The sequence below is a fragment of the Streptomyces sp. NPDC048389 genome, from assembly GCF_040706335.1.
Lineage (GTDB): Bacteria > Actinomycetota > Actinomycetes > Streptomycetales > Streptomycetaceae > Streptomyces.
Window position 1 is genome coordinate 110,729 of sequence record NZ_JBEZKP010000002.1, and the last position, 21,558, is coordinate 132,286.

22 protein-coding genes and 1 pseudogene are annotated in these 21,558 nt (G+C 71.9%); 17 read left to right on the forward strand and 6 right to left on the reverse strand.

Going from position 1 to position 21,558, the window contains the following annotated elements; genetic code table 11:
• Positions 1 to 100 precede the first annotated feature (100 nt).
• Positions 101 to 1,375 carry a family 10 glycosylhydrolase gene (locus AB0903_RS02255; protein WP_366698075.1) on the forward strand — a complete coding sequence of 425 codons (1,275 nt, stop codon included), beginning with the start codon at positions 101 to 103 and terminating at the stop codon, positions 1,373 to 1,375.
• Positions 1,376 to 1,400: 25 nt separating this feature from the next.
• Here the strand turns inward: AB0903_RS02255 and AB0903_RS02260 are convergent, their stop codons facing one another.
• Positions 1,401 to 1,592, reverse strand: a complete 192-nt coding sequence (locus tag AB0903_RS02260; protein WP_366698077.1) for a DUF1918 domain-containing protein — start codon at positions 1,590 to 1,592, stop codon at positions 1,401 to 1,403.
• Positions 1,593 to 1,674: 82 nt separating this feature from the next.
• A complete protein-coding gene (locus tag AB0903_RS02265; protein WP_366698079.1) occupies positions 1,675 to 2,571 on the reverse strand; it encodes a DMT family transporter in 897 nt (298 codons plus the stop codon).
• Here AB0903_RS02265 and AB0903_RS02270 point away from each other — a divergent pair.
• Positions 2,570 to 4,006 carry a PLP-dependent aminotransferase family protein gene (locus tag AB0903_RS02270; protein WP_366698081.1) on the forward strand — a complete coding sequence of 479 codons (1,437 nt, stop codon included), beginning with the start codon at positions 2,570 to 2,572 and terminating at the stop codon, positions 4,004 to 4,006. The genes AB0903_RS02265 and AB0903_RS02270 overlap by 2 nt on opposite strands.
• 198 nt (positions 4,007 to 4,204) lie before the next feature.
• Positions 4,205 to 4,780, forward strand: a pseudogene (locus AB0903_RS02275) (histidine phosphatase family protein).
• A 337-nt stretch (positions 4,781 to 5,117) separates the two neighbouring features.
• Here AB0903_RS02275 and AB0903_RS02280 read toward each other — a convergent pair.
• Entirely contained in the window at positions 5,118 to 5,891 is a 774-nt protein-coding gene (locus AB0903_RS02280) for a LysR substrate-binding domain-containing protein (RefSeq protein ID WP_366698083.1), read from the reverse strand.
• Between the two features lie 73 nt (positions 5,892 to 5,964).
• On the opposite strand from AB0903_RS02280, the gene AB0903_RS02285 reads away from it, so the two are divergent.
• The 8 genes from AB0903_RS02285 (at position 5,965) to argH (ending at position 14,676) form a co-directional block, all read left to right on the forward strand.
• On the forward strand, positions 5,965 to 6,366 hold the full coding sequence (locus AB0903_RS02285; protein WP_366698085.1) for a DUF5997 family protein: 402 nt from the start codon (positions 5,965 to 5,967) through the stop codon (positions 6,364 to 6,366).
• A 186-nt stretch (positions 6,367 to 6,552) separates the two neighbouring features.
• The gene (gene argC / locus AB0903_RS02290; protein WP_366698087.1) at positions 6,553 to 7,581 is read left to right on the forward strand and encodes an N-acetyl-gamma-glutamyl-phosphate reductase; all 1,029 of its coding nucleotides are present in this window, start codon (positions 6,553 to 6,555) and stop codon (positions 7,579 to 7,581) included.
• 145 nt (positions 7,582 to 7,726) lie between these two features.
• Positions 7,727 to 8,878: a bifunctional glutamate N-acetyltransferase/amino-acid acetyltransferase ArgJ gene (argJ, locus tag AB0903_RS02295; protein ID WP_366698089.1), complete on the forward strand. Its 1,152-nt coding sequence runs from the start codon at positions 7,727 to 7,729 to the stop codon at positions 8,876 to 8,878.
• Positions 8,875 to 9,789, forward strand: coding sequence for an acetylglutamate kinase (gene argB, locus AB0903_RS02300; RefSeq protein WP_366698091.1), 915 nt, complete (start codon positions 8,875 to 8,877; stop codon positions 9,787 to 9,789). The genes argJ and argB overlap by 4 nt, the downstream gene beginning before the upstream one ends.
• Positions 9,786 to 10,982, forward strand: a complete 1,197-nt coding sequence (locus AB0903_RS02305; RefSeq protein ID WP_366698093.1) for an acetylornithine transaminase — start codon at positions 9,786 to 9,788, stop codon at positions 10,980 to 10,982. The genes argB and AB0903_RS02305 overlap by 4 nt, the downstream gene beginning before the upstream one ends.
• Positions 10,983 to 10,989: 7 nt before the next feature.
• Positions 10,990 to 11,526 carry an arginine repressor gene (locus AB0903_RS02310; RefSeq protein ID WP_366698095.1) on the forward strand — a complete coding sequence of 179 codons (537 nt, stop codon included), beginning with the start codon at positions 10,990 to 10,992 and terminating at the stop codon, positions 11,524 to 11,526.
• Between the two features lie 408 nt (positions 11,527 to 11,934).
• Entirely contained in the window at positions 11,935 to 13,128 is a 1,194-nt protein-coding gene (locus AB0903_RS02315; RefSeq protein ID WP_366698097.1) for an argininosuccinate synthase, read from the forward strand.
• 120 nt (positions 13,129 to 13,248) lie between these two features.
• Positions 13,249 to 14,676 carry an argininosuccinate lyase gene (gene argH, locus AB0903_RS02320; RefSeq protein WP_366698099.1) on the forward strand — a complete coding sequence of 476 codons (1,428 nt, stop codon included), beginning with the start codon at positions 13,249 to 13,251 and terminating at the stop codon, positions 14,674 to 14,676.
• Positions 14,677 to 14,721: 45 nt separating this feature from the next.
• Here argH and AB0903_RS02325 read toward each other — a convergent pair whose 3' ends face one another.
• Entirely contained in the window at positions 14,722 to 15,228 is a 507-nt protein-coding gene (locus tag AB0903_RS02325; protein WP_366698101.1) for an HAD domain-containing protein, read from the reverse strand.
• A 35-nt stretch (positions 15,229 to 15,263) separates the two neighbouring features.
• Entirely contained in the window at positions 15,264 to 15,482 is a 219-nt protein-coding gene (locus tag AB0903_RS02330; protein ID WP_366698103.1) for a hypothetical protein, read from the reverse strand.
• A 9-nt stretch (positions 15,483 to 15,491) separates the two neighbouring features.
• Between AB0903_RS02330 and AB0903_RS02335 the strand changes: the two genes are divergently transcribed.
• Genes AB0903_RS02335 through AB0903_RS02345 form a run of 3 tightly spaced genes read left to right on the forward strand, consistent with a single transcriptional unit; the run spans position 15,492 to position 17,790 of the window.
• Complete coding sequence (locus AB0903_RS02335) at positions 15,492 to 15,659, forward strand: CGNR zinc finger domain-containing protein (RefSeq protein WP_366698104.1); 168 nt, start codon at positions 15,492 to 15,494, stop codon at positions 15,657 to 15,659.
• Positions 15,660 to 15,697: 38 nt separating this feature from the next.
• A complete protein-coding gene (locus AB0903_RS02340; RefSeq protein WP_366698106.1) occupies positions 15,698 to 16,249 on the forward strand; it encodes a TetR/AcrR family transcriptional regulator in 552 nt (183 codons plus the stop codon).
• Positions 16,246 to 17,790, forward strand: a complete 1,545-nt coding sequence (locus AB0903_RS02345; protein ID WP_366698108.1) for an MFS transporter — start codon at positions 16,246 to 16,248, stop codon at positions 17,788 to 17,790. Before AB0903_RS02340 ends, AB0903_RS02345 begins: the two co-directional genes overlap by 4 nt.
• Before the next feature lie 446 nt (positions 17,791 to 18,236).
• On the opposite strand, the gene AB0903_RS02350 is transcribed toward AB0903_RS02345, so the two are convergent.
• Positions 18,237 to 18,998, reverse strand: coding sequence for a lysophospholipid acyltransferase family protein (locus AB0903_RS02350; RefSeq protein ID WP_366698401.1), 762 nt, complete (start codon positions 18,996 to 18,998; stop codon positions 18,237 to 18,239).
• 146 nt (positions 18,999 to 19,144) lie between these two features.
• Here AB0903_RS02350 and AB0903_RS02355 point away from each other — a divergent pair, with 146 nt between their 5' ends.
• The 3 genes from AB0903_RS02355 to AB0903_RS02365 all read left to right on the forward strand — a co-directional run bounded on the left by AB0903_RS02355 (position 19,145) and on the right by AB0903_RS02365 (position 21,548).
• A complete protein-coding gene (locus tag AB0903_RS02355) occupies positions 19,145 to 20,311 on the forward strand; it encodes a glycerophosphodiester phosphodiesterase (RefSeq protein WP_366698110.1) in 1,167 nt (388 codons plus the stop codon).
• Positions 20,312 to 20,466: 155 nt separating this feature from the next.
• Positions 20,467 to 21,006 (forward strand): sigma-70 family RNA polymerase sigma factor, encoded by a 540-nt coding sequence (locus tag AB0903_RS02360; protein WP_366698112.1) that lies wholly within the window; start codon positions 20,467 to 20,469, stop codon positions 21,004 to 21,006.
• Between the two features lie 38 nt (positions 21,007 to 21,044).
• The gene (locus tag AB0903_RS02365; protein WP_366698114.1) at positions 21,045 to 21,548 is read left to right on the forward strand and encodes a GNAT family N-acetyltransferase; all 504 of its coding nucleotides are present in this window, start codon (positions 21,045 to 21,047) and stop codon (positions 21,546 to 21,548) included.
• The last annotated feature ends 10 nt before the right edge of the window (positions 21,549 to 21,558 follow it).

Sequence of the window (21,558 nt, forward strand, 5' to 3'; positions counted from 1 at the left end):
ACCCCACGACGTTACTCCGGATGTGTGGATGCCCGAGCGCCCGGGGCGGGCATGATCTGCGGACACGGCGGTGCAGGCCGAGCCCGACAGAGGTGGGTATATGGGGCGTATCGGTAGAAGAGGGTTCGTGGTGTCAGCGGTCGGCGCGCTCGCCGCGTTCGCGACGGCCGGGGACGCGGCCGCCGGGCGTGCGGTGTCCGAGGGCCTGTCGCGGGGCCGGAAACGGGGCAGGGAGGGCCGGGAGGCGACGCGCGAGTTCCGCGGGATGTGGCTCGCCACCGTCGCGAACCGGGACTGGCCCTCGCGGCCGGGCCTCACGGCCGACCGGCAGCGTGCCGAACTGCTCTCGTACCTCGACACCGCGGTGGAGCGCCGGCTGAACGCCGTGGTGTTCCAGGTGCGGCCCACCGCGGACGCCCTGTGGCCCTCGCCGCACGAGCCGTGGAGTCAGTACCTGACCGGCGTCCAGGGCCGGGACCCGGGCTGGGACCCGCTCGGCACGGCGGTGCGCGAGGCACACCGGCGAGGTCTGGAGCTGCACGCCTGGTTCAACCCGTACCGCGTGGCCACGCACACCGACCCGACCCGCCTGGTCGAGAACCACCCGGCCCGGCTGCATCCGGAGTGGATCACCGCGTACGGCGGGAAGCTGTACTACGACCCGGGCGTCCCGGAGGTCAGGCGCTTCGTCCAGGACGCGATGATGGACGCCGTCGTCCGCTACGACGTCGACGCGGTCCACTTCGACGACTACTTCTACCCGTACCCGGTCCCCGACCTGGTCTTCGACGACGACGCGACCTTCGCGCGGTACGGCGGCGGGTTCGCCGACAAGGCCGCATGGCGCCGCGACAACATCGACCGGCTGGTGAGGGAGACGGCCGCGCGGATCAAGGCCGCGAAGCAGCACGTCCGTTTCGGGATCAGCCCCTTCGGCGTGTGGCGCAACGCCGCGACCGACCCGCTCGGATCGCGTACGGAGGCCGGTGTGCAGACGTACGACGACCTGCACGCGGACACCCGCCGCTGGGTGAAGGAGGGCTGGATCGACTACGTCGTGCCCCAGGTGTACTGGCACATGGGCTTCCCGCCTGCCGACTACGAGACCCTCGTGCCCTGGTGGGCCGAGGTGGCGAGCGGCACCGGTGTCGACCTCTTCATCGGGGAGGCCCTGTACAAGGCCGGTGCGCCGGGCCAGCCGGAAGCCTGGCAGGACCCTGCGGAACTCTCCCGGCACCTGACGTACGCCAAGAGGTTCCCGGAGGTCGGCGGTCACTGCTACTTCTCCGCGACGGAGGTCGTGGCCGACCCGATCGGCGCGATGTCCGAGGTCGTGGCCGACCACTACCAGGCCGAGGTTCCGCCGCCGGCCTGAGACCGGCGCCGGAGCGGCGGCGGATTCAGGTCTTCTCGTGGTGCCTGACGACGGTGTCGGGCCCGGGGGACATGAGCGTTTCGTGCCCGTCCTCGAAGCGGACGCGGAAGGGCGGACTGCCCTGCGGGCCCAGCACCTCGACGACTTCGGCGACCTTGTCGTGCTGTCCCACGGTCCTGCCGTGCACCAGCAGCGTGTCGCCCACGTTCGCTTGCATCGGGAGTGACCTCCTCGAGGCGGCTCGATGTGTCGAATAGTCCGTTTCCTCGAGTCTACGGCCGGGGGAGCCCACTGCACCTTCAGCTGCGCGACCGCTGAGTGACGGCGATGCACACCAGGACGGCGAGCGCCGCCGGCGTGGCCGCGGGCGACAGGTCCTCGCCGAGCAGCAGCACCGACCAGACCAGGGTCAGCAGCGGCTGGGCGAGCTGGAGCTGGCTCGCCCTGGCGACGCCGATCTCGGCCATGCCGCGATACCAGACGTACAGACCGAAGAACGTGGACCCGGCGGCGACCCAGAGCAGTCCGATGACGCCGTGCGCGCCCAGGTGGACCGGCTCGTACGCCAGGGCCACGGCGGAGCCGGCGAGGGCGAGCGGCAGGCACAGCACCAGGGCCCAGCCGATCACGTGCCAGCCGGGCATCTGCCGGGCGAGCCTGCCGCCCTCGGTGTAGCCGGCGGCGCACACCAGCAGCGCGCCGAACAGGTACAGGTCACCGGTGTGCAGGGTCCCGCCGCTCTGCTGCACCGTGAACGCGATCACGACTGCCGCGCCCGCGAGGGCCGCGGCCCAGAACATACGGGACGGCCGTCCTCCGGTGCGCAGAGCGGCGAACGCGGCCGTCGTCAACGGCAGCAGCCCCACGACCACGGCGGCGTGCGAGGAGGTCGACGTCTGCAGCGCCAGCGTCGTCAGCAGCGGGAAGCCCACGACCACGCCCCCGGCGACCGTCGCGAGGCCCACCCAGTGGCGGCGCTCCGGCAGCGGTACGCGCAGCGCGAGCAGGAACGTGCCCGCGACCGCCGCGGCGAGCACGCCGCGCAGAGCGGTCAGGGACCAGGGGCCGAAGCTCTCGAGGCCCCAGACCGTGGACGGAAACGTCAGGGAGAACGAGACGACGCCGAGGGCGGCGAGCAGGGTGCCCTTGCTGACCGCTATCGGCGTCCCGATGGTAGCGCTATCCTGTGCTGTCATGTACGAGCGTAGCAGTGTGGCTGACCTTGCGTCTTCTCTGAAGAGTGAGCTGAATCGCTATCCAGAAGGTGGAAAGCTGCCGTCGAGTCGAGCATTGGTCGAGCGCTTCCGGGTCTCCCCGGTGACGGTTTCCCGGGCACTCGCGCAGCTCGCCGCCGAGGGCCTCGTCGTCACCCGGCCCGGCGCGGGCGCCTACCGGGCGCGGCCGCGCCCCGACGCGCCACCCGCCGGCGACACCTCGTGGCAGGAGGTCGCACTCAGCGCCGACGCCGCGCCGGACATCGTGCCCAGAGCGGTCGACGCGGCAGGTGTCCTCGTCACCCTCGCCGCGCCGCCGACCGGTGTCGTCGAGTTCAACGGCGGCTATCTGCACCCCTCCCTCCAGCCGGAACGCGCCATGGCCGCCGCGCTCGCCCGCGCCGGGCGGCGACCGGGGGCCTGGGGCCGCCCGCCCACCGACGGGCTTCCCGAACTGCGTGAATGGTTCGCCCGGGGACTCGGCGGCACCGTCACAGCCGCCGATGTGCTGATCACCGCAGGCGGACAGTCGGCGCTGACCACCGCACTGCGCGCGCTGGCGCCACCCGGCGCGCGGGTCCTCGTCGAGTCGCCGACCTATCCGGGCATGCTGGCCATCGCCCGCGCCGCCGGACTGCGGCCCGTACCGGTGCCCGTGGACCCGGAAGGCGTGCGGCCCGACCTCCTCGCGGCGGCGTTCCGGGCCACCGGTGCGCGCGTCTTCGTCTGCCAGCCGCTCTTCCAGAACCCGACGGGCGCGGTCCTCGCACCCGAGCGCCGCGCCGGTGTGCTGCGCATCGCCCGCGAGGCCGGGGCCTTCGTCGTCGAGGACGACTTCGCCCGCCGTCTGGTCCACGACGATGCGGGCCCCCCGCCTCCTCCTCTGGTGGCGGACGACCACGACGGCGTCGTCGTGCACGTCAGTTCGCTCACCAAGGCGGCCTCGCCCAGCCTGCGAGTGGGCGTCCTCGCCGCGCGTGGCCCGGTGCTCGAACGGCTCCGCGCCATCCACGTCGTCGACAACTTCTTCGTTCCCCGCCCCTTGCAGGAAGCCGCTCTGGAGCTGGTCGGTGCGCCCGCGTGGAGCCGTCATCTGCGTACCGTCTCCGCCGAGCTGAAGAGCCGCCGCGACACCATGGCGGCCGCCCTCCGGCTGGAGCTGCCCGGACTCGCCCTGCCCCACGTCCCCGCCGGCGGCTACCACCTGTGGCTGCGGCTGCCCGACGGCACCGACGAGACCGCGCTCGCCGCCGCCGCGCTGCGTGCGGGCGTCGCCGTGGCCCCGGGCCGCCCCTACTTCTGCGCCGAGCCTCCCGCCGGACACGTCCGGCTGAGCTTCGCGGGCGTGGCGGGCCCGGCCGAGATCACGGAAGGCGTCCGCAGGCTGCGCGCCGCCTGCGGCGAGGCGGCGCACTGAGGCCGGCCGCGGCCCGGCTCCGCCCGGCTGCCCCCACGGCCACCCCCCGGTCCGGGGCGGGCAGTGCCCCGATCGGCAGGCGGCGGGCACGGCGGACACGAGACGCGCGGCGGCTGTGCCGGGAAACGTCCGGTACCCGTCGGTTTCCGCAGGCTGCGACCCCTTGACCTGTGCGGCGTCGGACCGCACCATCACGCCATGAGTGTCCGGGTCACATTGGTCGCAGCCGCGCGCACCTCCGCCCTGCTCACCGAGCGCTTCGACGACGAACGGCCGCTCGACTAGGCGGGCTGGCACGAGGTGCAGCTCGCCGCCCACGCTCTCGTACCGCTCAGCGCCGCCGAGCTGCGGTACTGCTCGCCGACTCCGCGAAGCCGGGCGACCGGTGAGGCCCTCGGCTTCGCGCCCCTGGCCCAGCCGGCGCTGCGGGACTGCGACATGGGCCGCTGGCGCGGGTTCACGCTCTCCGAGGTCACTGCCAGGGAACCCGCCGCCGTCGACGCGTGGCTGGCGGATCCGCGCAGCGCCCCGCACGGCGGGGAACCGCTGCTGGCGTTCATCTCGCGGATAGGGGGCTGGCTGGACACCCGTCCCGCGCTGGACTGCGGCTCCATCGTCGCCGTGGCAGAGCCCGCCGTCGTCCGGGCGGCGTTCGTGTACGCGCTGCGGGCGCATCCCTCGATGTACTGGAACGTGGACGTCCGGCCGCTGTCGACCGTCACACTGACCGGCGTACCGGGCCGCTGGCACCTGTGCCTCGAAGCCGCCGCCTGAGGCCCCTCTACCCGGGCCACCGCGACCGCGCGGTGGCCGCCTGAGGCCCCTCTACCCGGGCCACCGCGACCGGGCGGAGGGGCGCGCTACGGGGCCGGGCCGATCGCCGCCACCTGGTCGTGCAACGGCAGGACCCGGTGTTCGTCGGTCGACGCCGCGTCCGCCGCGTCACTGCGGAGGGCGTGACCGCTGCCTGATCCGGTACGGCCACGGCGTGCCCGGTCAGGCAGCGGGGCCGTAACCCGCTGGACGAGTTCGGCCTCCCGCAGCGTCCGTTCCCAATCCGGCAGGCACCGGGCCGTCACCGGCTCCCGTCCGTGCCGGACCCGGCCACCGGCTACGACCGGCGGCGGGGTTTGCCGCGCTTGCTTCCCTTGCCGCCCTTGGCGCCGGGCGATCCGCCGCGTGTGCGCTTCGCCCCCGGGGAGCCGGCCGCCGAGGCCCCGCGACGGGCCGCCCCCGTCCCGGGGCGCTTGGCCTTGGGCTGAGCCTCGGCCGGGGCGCGGCCCCGTGTGCTGTTGACCGTCCGTCCGCGGACGATCCCGATGAACTGCTCCACCAGATCGGTGGTCTCCTCCTCCGGCCACGACAGTGCGACGCGCGACTCGGGGGCGTCGGAGACCGGCCGGTAGGTGAGGTCGCGCCGGTGGTGCAGGCGGGCCAGCGACTGGGGGACGACCAGGACTCCCACCCCGGCCGCCACCAGCTCGATCGCGTCGGCCGTCGTGGCGGGGCGTTCGACGGCGGGCCGGCCCGGCAGGTGCTCCCACGCAAGTGTGTCGTCGAGCGGATGCAGCACCACGTCGTCGGCGAGATCGGCTGCGGTCACCTCGTCGACCGCGGCCACGAGGTGGTCCTTCGGGACCACCACGACCGTCGTCTCGGTGTAGAGGGGGATCGCGCTGAGCCCGGTCCGGTCGATCGGTGAGCGTACGAGTCCGGCGTCGGCGTCGCCGCGCCGCAGCACGCCGGGCGCTTCGGCGGCGGGCACCGCGACGAGGGTGAGGGGAACGTCGGGCACTCGCTCGTGCCAGATGCGGACCCACTTGGCCGGCGTCACACCCGGGACATAGGCGAGCCGGAACGAAGGGGGTGCTTCCGAGCCTGTCACCCCGCCAGGTTACCGGTCGTGCCCGCGGCCTCCGTGGCCGGAGGCATCGTGCACGCTCGATACCCTTGACCCCATGACCTCGCACCAGAGCACCCAGACGATGAAGGCCGCGACCGCGGCGAAGAAGCTGGGTGTGTACCTCCCGGCCACACCCACCGAGTTCCAGGAGGGCGTCGTCTCGCGCAGCGAGCTGAACGCGCTGCAGGCCGATCCTCCCCAGTGGCTGCAGGAGCTGCGCCGCAACGGCCCCCACCCCCGGCCCGTGGTCGCGGCGAGGCTCGGCGTCTCCATCGCGGGCCTCGCCCGCGGCGGGGTCACGGAACCGCTCACCACGGAGCAGATCGACGAGCTGAAGCGGGAGCTTCCGGGCTGGCTGCGGCAGGAGCGTGCCACGCAGGCCGAGGTCCGCAAGGAGGCCGAGCGCATCAAGGAGAAGAACGCGGCCCGGGAGGACCGGTCCTCCGAGGCGCGCTGACGGACGTCACCGGCCCCGTGCCGCGCGACCGCCCCGGCCCCGTGTCGGCGGAAGACTGTACGGCCCCGCGCATGTGCGGTGGATGGCGTCCCTGCCCCCACCGCTCCGGTGCGGGCCGCCACCGGTACTCCATTGCATAGATCTGCATTGCTGCGTATAGTCATGCCATCGCTGAGGAGGATTTCGATGACGGTACGAGCGGCAGTCGCAGGGGCGAGCGGATACGCGGGCGGGGAACTGCTCCGCCTGCTCCTGGCCCACCCCGAGGTCGAGATCGGCGCCCTGACCGGCAGCTCCAACGCCGGCCGGCCCCTCGGCGGCCTCCAGCCGCACCTGCTGCCACTGGCCGACAGGATTCTCCAACCGACCACCCCCGAGGTGCTCGCCGGCCACGACGTCGTCTTCCTGGCGCTCCCGCACGGGCAGTCCGCCGCCGTCGCCGAGCAACTCGGTGACGACGTGCTGGTCATCGACATGGGCGCCGACTTCCGGCTGAAGGACGCCGGTGACTGGCAGGCGTTCTACGGCTCCGAGCATGCCGGCACCTGGCCCTACGGCCTGCCCGAACTGCCGGGCGCCCGCGCCGCGCTGGAGGGGGCCAGGCGCGTCGCGGTGCCCGGCTGCTACCCGACAGCCGTCTCGCTCGCGCTGTTCCCCGCGTACCAGGCGGGGATCGCCGAGCCGGAGGCCGTGATCACGGCCGCCACCGGAACCTCCGGCGCCGGGAAGGCGCTCAAGCCGCATCTGCTCGGCTCGGAGGTCATGGGCTCCATGAGCCCGTACGGCGTCGGCGGCGGCCACCGCCACACGCCCGAGATGATCCAGAACCTGAGCGCGGTCGCGGGGGAGCGGGTCACCGTCTCCTTCACGCCCACGCTGGCGCCCATGTCCCGCGGCATCCTCGCCACCTGCTCCGTGAAGGCCAGGCCCGGAACCACCGCGCAGGACGTGCGGGCCGCGTACGAGAAGGCGCTCGCCGACGAGGAGTTCGTCCACCTGCTGCCGGAGGGCCAGTGGCCCGCCACCGCCTCCGTCCACGGCTCGAACGCCGTCCAGGTCCAGGTGGCGTACGACGAGAACGCCGGGCGCGTCATCGCCATCAGCGCCATCGACAACCTCACCAAGGGCACCGCCGGCGGTGCGGTGCAGAGCATGAACATCGCTCTCGGACTCCCCGAGAGCACGGGTCTTTCCACGATGGGAGTCGCGCCGTGAGCGACGCACGTGCAGCCGCCGGTCGGCAGACGAAGACGATGCCCGCGCTGTCGCTCCCCCTGCCCTCGGCGGCCGGGGCCCACAGCGCGGCCGGAATCGGGATTACCACCCAGGCGTCGGCTCTGGGTAGGAACGGAGAAGCACAGTGAGCGTGACCGCAGCGAAGGGATTCACGGCGGCCGGTATCGCCGCCGGAATCAAGGAGAGCGGCAACCCAGACCTGGCCCTCGTGGTCAACACCGGGCCGCGCCGAGCCGCCGCGGGCGTGTTCACCTCCAACCGCGTCAAGGCCGCCCCCGTCCTGTGGTCCGAGCAGGTCCTCAAGGGCGGCGAGGTGGCCGCGGTGGTGCTCAACTCCGGCGGCGCCAACGCCTGCACGGGTCCCAAGGGCTTCCAGGACACCCACGCCACCGCCGAGAAGGCCGCCGACGTGCTCGGCCACAGCGCCGGCGAGGTCGCCGTCGCCTCCACCGGCCTGATCGGTGTGCTGCTCCCCATGGACAAGCTGCTCCCCGGCATCGAGCAGGCCGCCGCCCAGCTGTCCGAGTACGGCGGCGAGAAGGCCGCCATCGCCATCAAGACCACCGACACCGTCCACAAGACGGCCGTCGTCCAGGGGAACGGCTGGACCGTCGGCGGCATGGCCAAGGGTGCCGGCATGCTGGCCCCCGGCCTCGCCACCATGCTCGTCGTCCTCACCACCGACGCCGACCTCGAGTCCCCCGCCCTCGACACGGCGCTCCGCGACGCCACCCGGCAGACCTTCGACCGGATCGACTCCGACGGCTGCATGTCGACCAACGACACCGTGCTGCTGCTGGCCTCCGGCGCGAGCGGGACCACCCCCGAGCAGGCCGACTTCGCCGAGGCCGTACGAGCCGTCTGCGACGACCTCGCGCGGCAGTTGATCGGCGACGCCGAGGGCGCGTCGAAGGACATCCGCATCGAGGTGATCAACGCGGCCACCGAGGACGACGCCGTCGAGGTCGGCCGGTCCATCGCCCGCAACAACCTCCTCAAGTGCGCCATCCACGGCGAGGACCCGAACTGGGGCCGGGTGCTCTCCGCCATCGGCACGACCAGGGCCGCCTTCGAGCCCGACCGGCTCAACGTCGCCATCAACGGCGTCTGGGTCTGCAAGCACGGCTCCGTCGGCGAGGACCGCGAACTGGTCGACATGCGCTACCGGGAAGTCAAGATCACCGCCGACCTCGCCGCCGGTTCCCGGTCCGCCGTGATCTGGGCCAACGACCTCACCGCCGACTACGTCCACGAGAACAGCGCGTACAGCTCATGAGTACGTCCCACAGCCCCACGAGGAAGCACACCGCACTGCCCAAGGCGCAGATCCTCATCGAGGCGCTGCCCTGGCTGACGCGTCACAACGGGAAGACCGTCGTCATCAAGTTCGGCGGCAACGCCATGATCGACGAGGACCTGAAGGCCGCCTTCGCCCAGGACGTCGTCTTTCTGCGCCAGGCCGGCCTCAAGCCGGTCGTCGTCCACGGCGGCGGACCGCAGATCTCCGCCGCGCTCGACCGGCACGGCCTGGTCAGCGAGTTCAAGGCCGGGCTGCGGGTCACCACCCCGGAGGCGATGGACGTCGTACGGATGGTGCTCGCAGGGCAGGTGCAGCGCGAACTGGTCGGCCTCCTCAACCAGCACGGCCCGCTGGCCGTCGGAATGACCGGCGAGGACGCCCACACCATCACCGCCACCAAGCACCAGCCGCAGATCGACGGTGAGCTCGTCGACATCGGCCGGGTCGGCGAGATCACCGCGATCGACACCGGCGCCATCACCGCGCTGCTCGCCGACGGACGCATCCCGGTCATCTCCTCGATCGCGCGCTCCCAGGACGACGGACATGTCTACAACGTCAATGCTGATACGGCGGCTGCGGCACTCGCTGCGGCGCTGGGTGCCGAGACCCTCATGGTCCTCACCGACGTCGAGGGCCTCTACGAGGACTGGCCCGACAGCGACGAGGTGATCAGCCGGCTCACCGCCGCCCAGCTCGAGAAGCTGCTGCCGGATCTGTCGAGCGGCATGGTGCCCAAGATGGAAGGCTGCCTGCACGCCGTGCGCAACGGGGTCAACACCGCCCGTGTGATCGACGGCCGGGTCCAGCACTCGATCCTGCTGGAGATCTTCACCGACGAAGGCATCGGCACCATGGTCGTGCCCGACGGACAGGGGGAATCATGAGCAACGACGAACTGACACGGCGCTGGCAGAGCGTGATGACCGACAACTACGGCACGCCGAAACTGTCCCTGGTACGAGGGGAGGGGACCAAGGTCTGGGACGCGGACGGCACCGAGTACACCGACTTCGTCGGCGGCATCGCGGTCAACGCGCTCGGCCACGCACACCCGGCCGTCGTCGAGGCCGTCACCCGTCAGATCTCCTCCCTCGGCCATGTCTCCAACCTGTTCGTGGCCGAGCCGCCCGTCGCGCTCGCCGAGCGGCTGCTCCAGCTCTTCGGCCGTCCCGGCCGGGTCTACTTCGCCAACTCCGGCGCCGAGGCCAACGAAGCCGCATTCAAGATCGGCCGGCTGACGGGCCGTCGGCACATGGTCGCCACCACCGGCGGCTTCCACGGCCGCACGATGGGTGCCCTGGCACTCACCGGCCAGCCCGCGAAACAGGAGCCGTTCCTGCCCCTGCCCTCCGACGTCACCCACGTCCCGTACGGCGACGCCGAGGCGCTGCGGGCGGCCGTCACCGAGGACACCGCGTTCGTCATCATCGAGCCCGTCCAGGGCGAGAACGGCGTCGTCGTCCCGCCCAGGGGCTACCTGGAGGCCGCCCGCGCGATCACCCGCGCCACGGGCACGCTGCTGGTGCTCGACGAAGTCCAGACCGGTGTCGGGCGGACCGGGCACTGGTTCGAGTACCAGGCGCACCAGGGCGTCGAGCCGGACATCGTCACCCTCGCCAAGGGGCTGGGCGGCGGGCTGCCCATCGGCGCCACCGTCGTCTTCGGCGAGGCGGCGGACCTGCTCAAGCCCGGTCAGCACGGCACGACGTTCGGCGGCAACCCCGTCGCCTGCGCCGCCGGACTCGCCGTCCTCGACACCCTTGCCGCCGACGGGGCGCTCGACTCGGTCAAGCGGCTCGGCGAGAAGTTGCGCGACGGAATCGAGGGCCTCGGCCATCCGCTCGTCTCCCACGTCCGCGGCAGCGGCCTGCTGCTGGGTATCGTGCTCACCGAGCCGCTCGCGCCGAAGGCGCAGCAGGCGGCTCAGGACGCCGGTTTCCTGGTGAACGCCCCCGCACCCGATGTCGTACGGCTCATGCCGGCCCTGACCATCGGCGACGCCGAGGTGGACGCGTTCCTCCGGGCACTGCCGGGCATCCTCGACGCGAGCAACGGGGAAGGACGAACCGGGGAATGAGACGACGATGACCGACGCGCAGGGCAACGAGCACGCCGGGCCCGCCGTGCCGCAGACCCGGACGGCCCGCCACCGCCGGATCGTGGACATCCTCAACCGGCAACCGGTGCGCTCCCAGAGCCAGTTGGCGAAGCTGCTCGCGGACAACGGCCTGCACGTCACGCAGGCCACGCTCTCCCGCGACCTCGACGAACTGGGCGCGGTCAAGATCCGCAACACCGGCGGCGAGCTGATCTACGCGGTGCCCAGCGAGGGCGGCTTCCGCACGCCGCAGGCGCCGCTCGGCGAGTCGGCGAAGGAGGAGCGCATGCGGCGCCTCGCCGGTGAACTGCTGATCTCCGCGGAGGCATCGGCCAACCTCGTCGTCCTGCGTACTCCGCCGGGCGCTGCGCAGTTCCTGGCGTCGGCCATCGACCAGGCGGAGCTGCACGACATCCTGGGGACGATCGCGGGAGACGACACGCTGATGCTGATCAGCCGTGACCCGGGGGGCGGGCAGGCGCTGGCGGACCACCTACTGCGACTGGCGCAGAACGACCGCTGACGTACGGCGCGGTCCGGGGGCCGAGCCCCCGGATCCGCGTTCCCGCGGCTTGATCCCGGCGCCCGTTGTTGTGGCTACGCCCCCCCGGGGGCCCGCGGGCTTCCGTCGCCCCCTATGACCCGGCGGCCGTGGGGCGGGCCCCCGCTCCAGCGACGTCCAGCAGGCCGGGTCGGCGAAGGGCAGCACTCGGTGCGGCGCCAGTCCCTCCAGCAGGTACCCGACGGCCTCTCGGCCCGCCGCATTCGTCCCAGCGCCTGCCCGTACCCCACGCCCCCTCGCTGTCATCCCGTCGCGCCACCGTAGGAGTCGCGGCACACCCCTGGCCGGCGCTTTTCACGGTCGATTGACAAAGCATACGGAGGACTGCATAGTTATACCCATCAGCGTATGCACCGTAAGGAGAAACCCGTGACCGAGCGCGTCGTACTCGCCTACTCGGGCGGCCTGGACACCTCCGTCGCCATCGGCTGGATCGCCGAGGAGACGGGCGCCGAGGTCATCGCCGTTGCCGTGGACGTCGGCCAGGGCGGCGAGGACCTGGACGTCATCCGCAAGCGCGCGCTCGCCTGCGGTGCCGTGGAGGCGGAGGTCGCCGACGCCAAGGACGAGTTCGCCGAGGAGTACTGCCTCCCCGCGATCAAGGCCAACGCCCTCTACATGGACCGCTACCCGCTGGTCTCCGCGCTCTCGCGGCCCACGATCGTCAAGCACCTCGTCGCCGCCGCGAAGAAGCACGGCGCGACCACCGTCGCCCACGGCTGCACCGGCAAGGGCAACGACCAGGTGCGGTTCGAGGCGGGCATTGTCGCCCTCGCCCCCGAGCTGCGGTGCATCGCCCCGGTCCGTGACTACGCGATGACCCGGGACAAGGCGATCGCGTTCTGCGAGGAGAAGCGGCTCCCGATCGCCACCACCAAGAAGTCGCCCTACTCCATCGACCAGAACGTCTTCGGGCGGGCCGTCGAGACCGGCTTCCTGGAGGACATCTGGAACGGGCCGATCGAGGACATCTACGAGTACACCTCGAACCCGGCCGAGCAGCGAGAGGCCGACGAGGTCGTCATCTCCTTCAAGGCCGGCGTCCCGGTCGCCGTCGACGGCAAGCCCGTCACCGTCCTGCAGGCGATCCAGCAGCTCAACGAGCGGGCCGGCGCCCAGGGCATCGGCCGGATCGACATGGTGGAGGACCGGCTCGTCGGCATCAAGTCCCGCGAGGTCTACGAGGCCCCGGGCGCGATCGCGCTGATCACCGCCCACCAGGAGCTGGAGAACGTCACCGTCGAGCGCGAACTCGCCCGGTACAAGCGGCAGGTCGAGCAGCGCTGGGGCGAGCTGGTCTACGACGGCCTGTGGTTCTCCCCGCTCAAGCGGGCGCTGGACGGCTTCATCAACGAGGCCAACGAGCACGTCACCGGCGACATCCGGATGACCCTGCACGGCGGCCGCGCCGTCGTCACCGGCCGGAGGTCGGACGAGTCGCTGTACGACTTCAACCTCGCCACCTACGACTCGGGCGACACCTTCGACCAGTCGAAGGCCCAGGGCTTCATCGAGATCTTCGGCCTGTCGCAGAAGATCGCGGCCAAGCGCGACCTGGCGTAACCCCTACGCGTTGTACAGACCGCCTCCCCCGCGCCGCAAGGAGAGGGTGAGGGTTCCCGGGGCGGAGCTCCGGGGGAGGCGGCACATCCACCCTCTTGAGGACTCCGAGGAGTTTCAGCTGTGAGCAGCAACAACGGTGACGTCCGGCTCTGGGGCGGCCGCTTCGCCGACGGCCCCGCCGAGGCGCTGGCGAAGCTCTCCGCGTCGGTGCACTTCGACTGGCGTCTCGCGCCGTACGACATCGCCGGCTCCCGTGCCCACGCCCGTGTCCTCAACAAGGCGGGTCTGCTCACCGACGACGAGCTGACCCGCATGCTGGCCGGGCTCGACCGGCTCGAGGCTGATGTCGCCGACGGCTCCTTCACCGGCACCATCGCCGACGAGGACGTCCACACCGCTCTGGAGCGGGGGCTGCTGGAGCGGCTCGGCCCCGACCTCGGCGGCAAGCTCCGCGCCGGCCGGTCCCGCAACGACCAGGTCGCCACGCTCTTCCGGATGTACCTGCGCGATCACGCCCGCGTCATCGGCGGCCTGATCGCCGACCTCCAGGACGCCCTGGTCTCTCTCGCCGAGGCCCATCCGGACGTCGCCATGCCGGGCCGTACGCACCTCCAGCACGCTCAGCCCGTCCTCTTCGCCCACCACGTCCTCGCGCATGTGCAGTCGCTGTCCCGGGACGCGGAGCGGCTGCGGCAGTGGGACACCAGGACCGCCGTCTCCCCGTACGGCTCCGGTGCGCTCGCCGGCTCGTCGCTCGGGCTCGACCCGGAGGCCGTCGCCGCCGACCTGGGCTTCGAGCGCGGCTCGTCCGGTAACTCCATCGACGGCACGGCCTCGCGGGACTTCGTCGCCGAGTTCGCGTTCATCACCGCGATGATCGGTGTCAATCTGTCGAGGATCGCGGAGGAGGTCATCATCTGGAACACGAAGGAGTTCTCCTTCGTCACCCTCCACGACGCCTTCTCCACCGGCTCCTCGATCATGCCGCAGAAGAAGAACCCGGACATCGCGGAGCTCGCCCGGGGCAAGTCCGGCCGCCTCATCGGCAATCTGACGGGGCTGCTGGCCACCCTCAAGGCCCTGCCGCTCGCCTACAACCGCGACCTGCAGGAGGACAAGGAGCCGGTCTTCGACTCCTGCGACCAGCTCGAGGTCCTGCTCCCGGCGTTCACCGGCATGATGGCCACCCTCACCGTCAACCGCGAGCGGATGGAGGAACTCGCCCCGGCGGGCTTCTCGCTCGCCACGGACATCGCCGAGTGGCTGGTCAAGCAGGGCGTCCCGTTCCGCGTCGCGCACGAGGTCGCGGGCGAGTGCGTCAAGGAGTGCGAGCAGCAGGGCATCGAACTCGACCAGCTCACGGACGAGCAGTTCGCCAAGATCTCCGAGCACCTCACCCCGGAGGTCCGCACCGTCCTGAACGTCCCCGGCGCGCTGGCCTCCCGCAACGGCCGCGGCGGCACGGCCCCCTCGGCCGTCCGGACCCAGCTCAACGAGGTCAAGGCCGATCTGGTGATCCAGCACGCCTGGGCCGGCGCCAAGAAGTAGCCCCACGCCGGGAAACAGCCCCACGCCGAGAGGCAGTCGACGGCACTACAGCGCCGCCGCCCAGTCCGCGAGCGTGTCGAAGTCCGGCCGGGTCAGACCGATCCGCGGGTCGATGCGCAGCAGCAGGGCGGCGGCGAGGTGGTTCTGCTCCACGTACTCGTGGTCGAACCGGTTGATGTCGTCGTCGATCCACGCGAACGGGCGCCCGGACGCGTACTGGAGGATGTACTGCGTCTTCCAGAACGTGCCGCGCGGCGCCCGTCCGTGCATCTGCGGCCAGTCGATGAACGGCAGCACGGGCAGTCCGAGATGCGGGCCTATCCAGTCGTTCGCCTCGCCCTTCCAGGTGGTCGCCCACACCAGCTCGTAGTGCTCGGCGAGAGCCAGCAGCTCCACGCCGTGGCCGTGGTCGAGCCACACCCGCAGCGGCTTGCCGTCCGTCCAGCCCGTCGGCCGCATCCGGTGGGTGCTGTAACCCTCCGGCCTGCGCTGCGCCTTCGCGGCATACGGATTGAGCGGGCCGTCGACGTCGATCAACAGCAACGGCTTCACGGGCGCACCCCTGGAGGACTGGAAGGGTAAGCGGCTCAGTCGATCCACTCGCAGATGTCGGTCGTCGGTCCGTGGGCCAGGGTCACGGTCTTGCAGCCGGACGAGCTGATGTCCATGGCGTACACGCCGGCGGCGATGTACAGGCCCCGGTCGAGACTACCCGCGCCCTCCCCGACGCCGACGAGCACCGGTCCCGGCACCGCCCAGAACCGCGAGCCGTCGGAGCGGTGGGCGACGAGCGCCGAGCCGCTCACGTCCGCGTCGTGGGCCGCGCACCTGCATCGGCCGGCTCCGCGCCCGGCCGGGGCCGTACGGACTACGCGTCGGCACCCGGCACGGGGAGGGGATGCGGCCGGCTGTTCCCGGACGACAGCGGGCGACGCAGATGGTGCAGCCTCGGGACCTGCGGAGATGAGACATCCAGCTCCTGAATGAGACATTGGTGTCTCATATGGTTTACAGTCGTCCCATGGCTATGGATCGAGAGCACGTCCTGCGCGCCGCCGCCGCCCTCCTCGCCCGTAAGTCGACCGCGACCATGGACGAGGTCGCCCGTGCCGCGGGAATCGGCCGAGCCACCCTGCACCGGCACTTCGCCGGTCGCGACGCGCTGGTCAGGGCACTGGAACAGCACGGCATCCAGAAGTTCGAGGCAGCCCTCGACAAGGCGCGCCTCGACGAGGGCGGCGCGGGGGTCGCCCTGCGACGGCTGATCGGTGAGGTGGAACCGGCCGCCGACCTGCTTGCCTTCCTCTGCACCGAGAACCAGCTGTTCGAGGGCGACGAGGTCGACGAGGGCTGGGCCCGCCTCGACGCCCGCGTCTCCGCCCTGTTCCGGCGTGGCCAGGAACAGGGCGAGTTCCGGATCGACCTGACACCGGCCTGGCTGACCGAGGCGCTCTACGCCCTCATCGGCTCCTGCGCCTGGGCCGTCATGGACGGCCGCGTCGCCCAGAAGGACTTCCAGCACATGACCGCCGAGCTGCTGCTCGGCGGCGCAGTACGGAGAGTGGATCAATGACCAGCACCGTCCGGGCCACCGGCGGATCGGACAAGACCGCGTACCGCCCCGGGCGCTGGCCGGCGCTCGCGGTCCTGGTCCTCGCCGTCCTGCTGGTGGCCGTCGACGCCACCGTCCTGGGTCTGGCGACCCCCTTCCTCAGCGAGGACCTGAAGCCGACCGGGGCGCAGCTGCTGTGGATCGGCGACGTCTACTCGTTCGTTATCGCCGGCCTGCTGGTCTCCATGGGCAGCCTCGGCGACCGCATCGGCCGCAAGAAGCTGCTGCTGACCGGCGCCGTCGCCTTCGGCGCGGTCTCCGTGCTCAACGCGTACGCCACCACTCCCGAGACGATGATCCTCGCCCGTGCGCTGCTCGGCGTCGCCGGCGCGACCCTGATGCCGTCCACCCTGGCGCTCATCCGCAACATCTTCCACGACCCGAGGGAACGCAGCCTCGCCATCGGCATCTGGGGAGCCACGGCGTCCGCGGGCGCGGCAGTGGGCCCGGTCGTCGGCGGCCTGCTGCTGGAGCACTTCTGGTGGGGGTCCGTCTTCCTGATCAACCTCCCCGTGATGGCGGTCCTGGTCGTCGTCGGCGTCAAGCTCCTGCCGGAGTCGAAGAACCCGGTCACCGGTCCCTGGGACCTGCCCAGTGTGGCGTTGTCCCTCGTCGGCATGGTCGCCGTCGTCTACGCCGTCAAGGAGGCCGCCACCCACGGAGCGAGCTGGGAGACGGGCGTGGCGGCGCTCGTCGGCGTCGCCGGCCTGTACGGATTCGTCCGGCGCCAGCTCACGCTGAGCGCACCGCTGCTCGACATGCGGCTGTTCCGGCACCGGGGGTTCTCCGGGGCCGTGCTGGCGGATCTGCTGACCATCCTCGGTCTGTCGGGTCTGGTGTTCTTCCTGTCCCAGTTCCTGCAACTGGTCCAGGGCCGCCAGCCGTTCGAGGCGGGGCTGGCCGAACTGCCCGCGGCGATCGGCGCGGTGGCCACCGGCCTGGTGGCCGGCAAGGTCGCCCGCCGGTTCTCCGTGCGGGCGGTGGTCGCGGGTGGCCTCGCGGCGGTCGGGCTGTCGCTGGCCGTGCTGACGCTGCTCGGCAAGACCACGGGCTACCCGCTGCTCGGTGCGGCCCTGCTGGTCGTCGGCGCGGGCGCGGGATTCTCGTTCTCGGTCACCGCGGACGTGATCCTCTCCAGCGTCCCCAAGGAACAGGCGGGCGCCGCCTCGGCGGTCTCCGAGACCGCCTACGAACTGGGGGCCGCGCTCGGCATCGCCCTGCTGGGCTCCATCGTGACAGGCGTCTACCGCGACTTCAGCGCACCGGACGGCACTCCGGCGGGTGTCTCGTCGGCCGCCCACGAATCGCTCGGCGGCGCCGTGGAGGCGTCCGCGGTGCTGCCGCCCGCACAGGCGGAGGCGCTGGTGGGTGCGGCGCAGGAGGCGTTCGTCGACGGACTGCGGCTCGCGGCGGGCGGGGGAGCGGTGGTGCTGCTGGCAGCGGCGGTGGCCGCCTGGTTCCTGCTGCGGGGTCAGACACTGGCGGACACGGTCGACCACTGACGCCCCTGCGGTGCGTCTGCGGGCATGTTGCCCTGGCCGCCCCCTGCCCGCCGCACCGGATGTGCGGCTCGCCGTGCAGCGGGCTCCGTCGGCGGGGTGTCCTGGGCTTGGTGCGGGCTCCGTCGGCGAGGTCCTGGGCTTGGTGCGGGCTCCGCCTCCGGGGTTCCGCTTTACGGAGAGCTCCGGCCTCCGGGGCCCGGGCTTCCTGGGGACTCCGCCCCCGGGTCCCGCCTTGCGGAGGGCTCCGCCCCCGCACCCCCGCGCCTCGGTCTCCTCCTCCGCCCGGTCGGCCGTGGCAGGTGCCGCAGCGAGGCGCACATGCCGCGCAGCGGCATTTCAGCCCGTCCGGCGATCGAGGACACCGCGGGCAGCGCGGTACCGGTCCGGGCGGAGCCCGGTTCGGGAAGGGGCCGGGCCGGGGGAGACGCCCCCGCGAAGTGCAAGCGCTACGCGGCCTTCGCCTTCGTCGCGTACATGTCCACGTACTCCTGCCCCGACAGCCGCATGACCTCCGCCATCACGGAATCCGTCACCGCCCGCAGCACATAGCGGTCCCGGTCCATCCCCTCGTACCGCGAGAACTCCATCGGCTCGCCGAAGCGGAGCGTCACCCGGCCCGGCCGGGGCAGACCCGCGCCGCCCGGCTGGAGCTTGTCGGTGCCGATGACGGCGAACGGGACGACCGGCGCACCGGTCATCAGGGTGAGGCGTGCGATGCCCGTGCGTCCCCGGTAGAGCCGGCCGTCGGGGGAGCGGGTGCCCTCCGGGTAGATGCCGAAGGCTTTGCCCTCCTCCAGCACCCGGCGGCCCGTCATCAGCGCCGCCACGCCGCCGTTGGCGCCGTCGCGGTCGACCGGGATCATGCCGCTGCCGGTGAAGAACCAGGCCATCGCGCGGCCCTTGACGCCCTTGCCCGTGACGTACTCGTCCTTGCCGATGAAGTACACCGGGCGGTCGCAGACCAGCGGGAGGATCATCGAGTCGATGAAGGTGAGATGGTTCCCGGCGAGGATCACCGCCCCGTCCGCGGGGATGTTCTCGGCGCCTTCCACACGGGGGCGGAACATCAGGCGCAGGATCGGCCCCAGCACTGCCTTGATGAGTGTCAAGCGGGACAACGGGTCCTCCGGTGTCATGGGACGGGCGGTTATGACCGTGAAATCTCTGCAGGTGAGGACGATACTCGCGGGTCGCCCCCGATCGCACATCGGGTTCACGCAGGCGACACGCCGTGTTGACACGCGTTTGCACGGCGTTCGTGCAGGGTCTGCCGCAGGTAAGACGCAACTGCCTACCATCAGGCGTCGCTTGGCAGGTGCGGGACATCACAGGACAACGCATGGAGGAACGTTTCATGACACAGGGTGCGAGCAGCAGTCCGGCGCGCCGCAGCGTGCTGGGAGCAGCCGTCGGGACCACCGCCGCGCTCGGCGTCGGCGTCGGCGCGGCGGCGACGGCGCGGGCGGACGGACGTCACGGCGGTGGCCGCCCGTCCGGCAGGGGCCGGTGGCAGCTGCCCGTGCCCGCGGTGATCGCCCACCGCGGCGCGAGCGGCTACCGGCCCGAGCACACGATGGGCGCGTACCGGCTCGCCCTCGACATGGGCGCGCACGTCATCGAGCAGGACGTCGTGCCCACGAAGGACGGCCATCTCGTATGCCGACACGAGAACGACATCACGGGCACGACGGATGTCGCCGACCACCCCGAGTTCGCCTCCCGCCGGACCACCAAGTCCGTCGACGGTGTCAGCCTCACCGGCTGGTTCACCGAGGACTTCACGCTCGCCGAGCTGAAGACGCTGCGCGCCAAGGAGCGGATCCCGGGCACCCGCCAGGAGAACACGCTCTACGACGGCCGCTGGACCGTGCCCACCTTCGAGGAGGTGCTGCGGTGGGCAGAGAAGGAGGGCCGTCGCCGCGGCCGCCCGGTGTGGCTCCACGTCGAGACCAAGCACCCCAGCTACTTCCGGGGCATCGGCCTCGGCCTGGAGGAGCGGCTGGCGAAGCTGCTGCGCCGGTACGGGCGGCACCGCGCGGACTCGCCGACGTTCCTGCAGTCCTTCGAGCCGACGAGCATGGAGCGCATGGCGCGCCTGGTGGCCACCCCGCGGGTCGTCCTGCTGTGGACGCCGGACGACCGCCCGTGGGACTTCCGCGAGGCGGGCGACCCGCGCACGGTCGCCGACCTGATCACGGGTGAGGGCCTGGACTGGATCGCCCGATTCGCCCAGGGAATCGGCCCGCTGCTGGACCTCGTCATCCCCAAGGACGCGGACGGCCGGCTCACCGAGCCGACGACGCTGGTACGGGACGCCCACGCGCGCGGCCTGGTCCTGCACCCGTACACCATGCGCAACGAGAACACCTTCCTCCCCGCCGACTTCCGGCGCGGCACCGACCCGGACGCCTACGGCGACGTCTTCGGGGCGTACCGGGCGTACTTCGCGACGGGTATCGACGGCATCTTCACCGACAACCCGGACACCGGCCTGCTCGCCGCGTCCGACGTCAGGGGCTGAGGCCCCGGCGCCGGAGCGTCAACACCCGGCGATCCGTGAGGTTGACGCGCCGTCACCGCCGCGGGCACCGGGAAGCGGCGTTCGCAGCGCCGCCGTACGGGTGACGGCGGCCGGACCGGGCAACCGGAACACGGTCCGGCGCCGTCCCGCCCGGCATGACCGCATCCCGAGAAACAGCCACCTCCGGCCAGGTCGTCGGCGCCCTCCAGGCGCTGGTGAGCGCCGAGGCGACAGCGGAAGCGTCCGCCGCCGCGATCGAAGCGGGCGACCTGGAACAGGCCGTCTGGGTACGGCTCCTGGAGCGGCTCGACGGCGACGGGCCACCGGCCGACGCCGCCCGCTGGGTCAGGACGGCCGTACGGGCGGAGGCGCGCCGCGCCCGCCGCACGGCCCGGCGGGAAACGCCGCACCGCCACGACCCGTCCGCCGACGGCGCGTGCGGCCCGGAACGTGCCGCGCTGCGCAGCGAGCGCCGCCGCGCGCTGCGGGCCGCCGTCGCGCGTACCCCGGGCAACTGCCCCCGCCTGCTGACTGCGATGTTGTCGCCGCAGGACCTCACCTACCGGGAAATCGCAGGGACGTTGGGTATCTCACAAGGAAGTCTGGGGCCGATGCGTTCCCGTTGCCTGGGATGTCTGCGCAGAATGCTGACGGCAGAGGTTGCAGCTCCTGAACATGTGGGAAAGGAGCGGTAGACAACCGGCGGTGACAGGTGAGCGGGAGGCATGCGCACATGGGCATGAGCGTGACCATCTCGGCGGCGGCGGAGGCCGACGCGGAGCACATCCTCAAGCTGCAGTATCTGTGCTATCAGACCGAGGCCGAGCTCTACGGCGACTACGGCATCGAGCCGCTGACCCAGTCGCTCGCCGGCCTCCGCGCCGAGCTCATCCAGGGCCCCGCGCTCGTGGCCAGGCTCGGGGACGAGGTCGTCGCCTCGGTACGCGCCAGGATCGACGACACCGGGACGGCCCGTATCGCCAAGCTCATCGTCCATCCGCGGATGCAGCGGCACGGCCTGGGCGGTCGGCTGCTCGACGCGATCGAGGCCCGCTTCGCCGGGGACCCGGCCGCGAAACGGTTCCAGCTGTTCACCGGCCACCGCAGCGAGAGCAATCTGCGGCTGTACCGCAGCCGCGGCTACGTCCCGGTCTCCCGCGAGCAGACGGGCCCGCGGCTGACCGTGGTCACGCTGGAGAAGGAGTCCGAAGCCGGCTCGTACGTCACCAGTACCTGAGCTGCCCCTC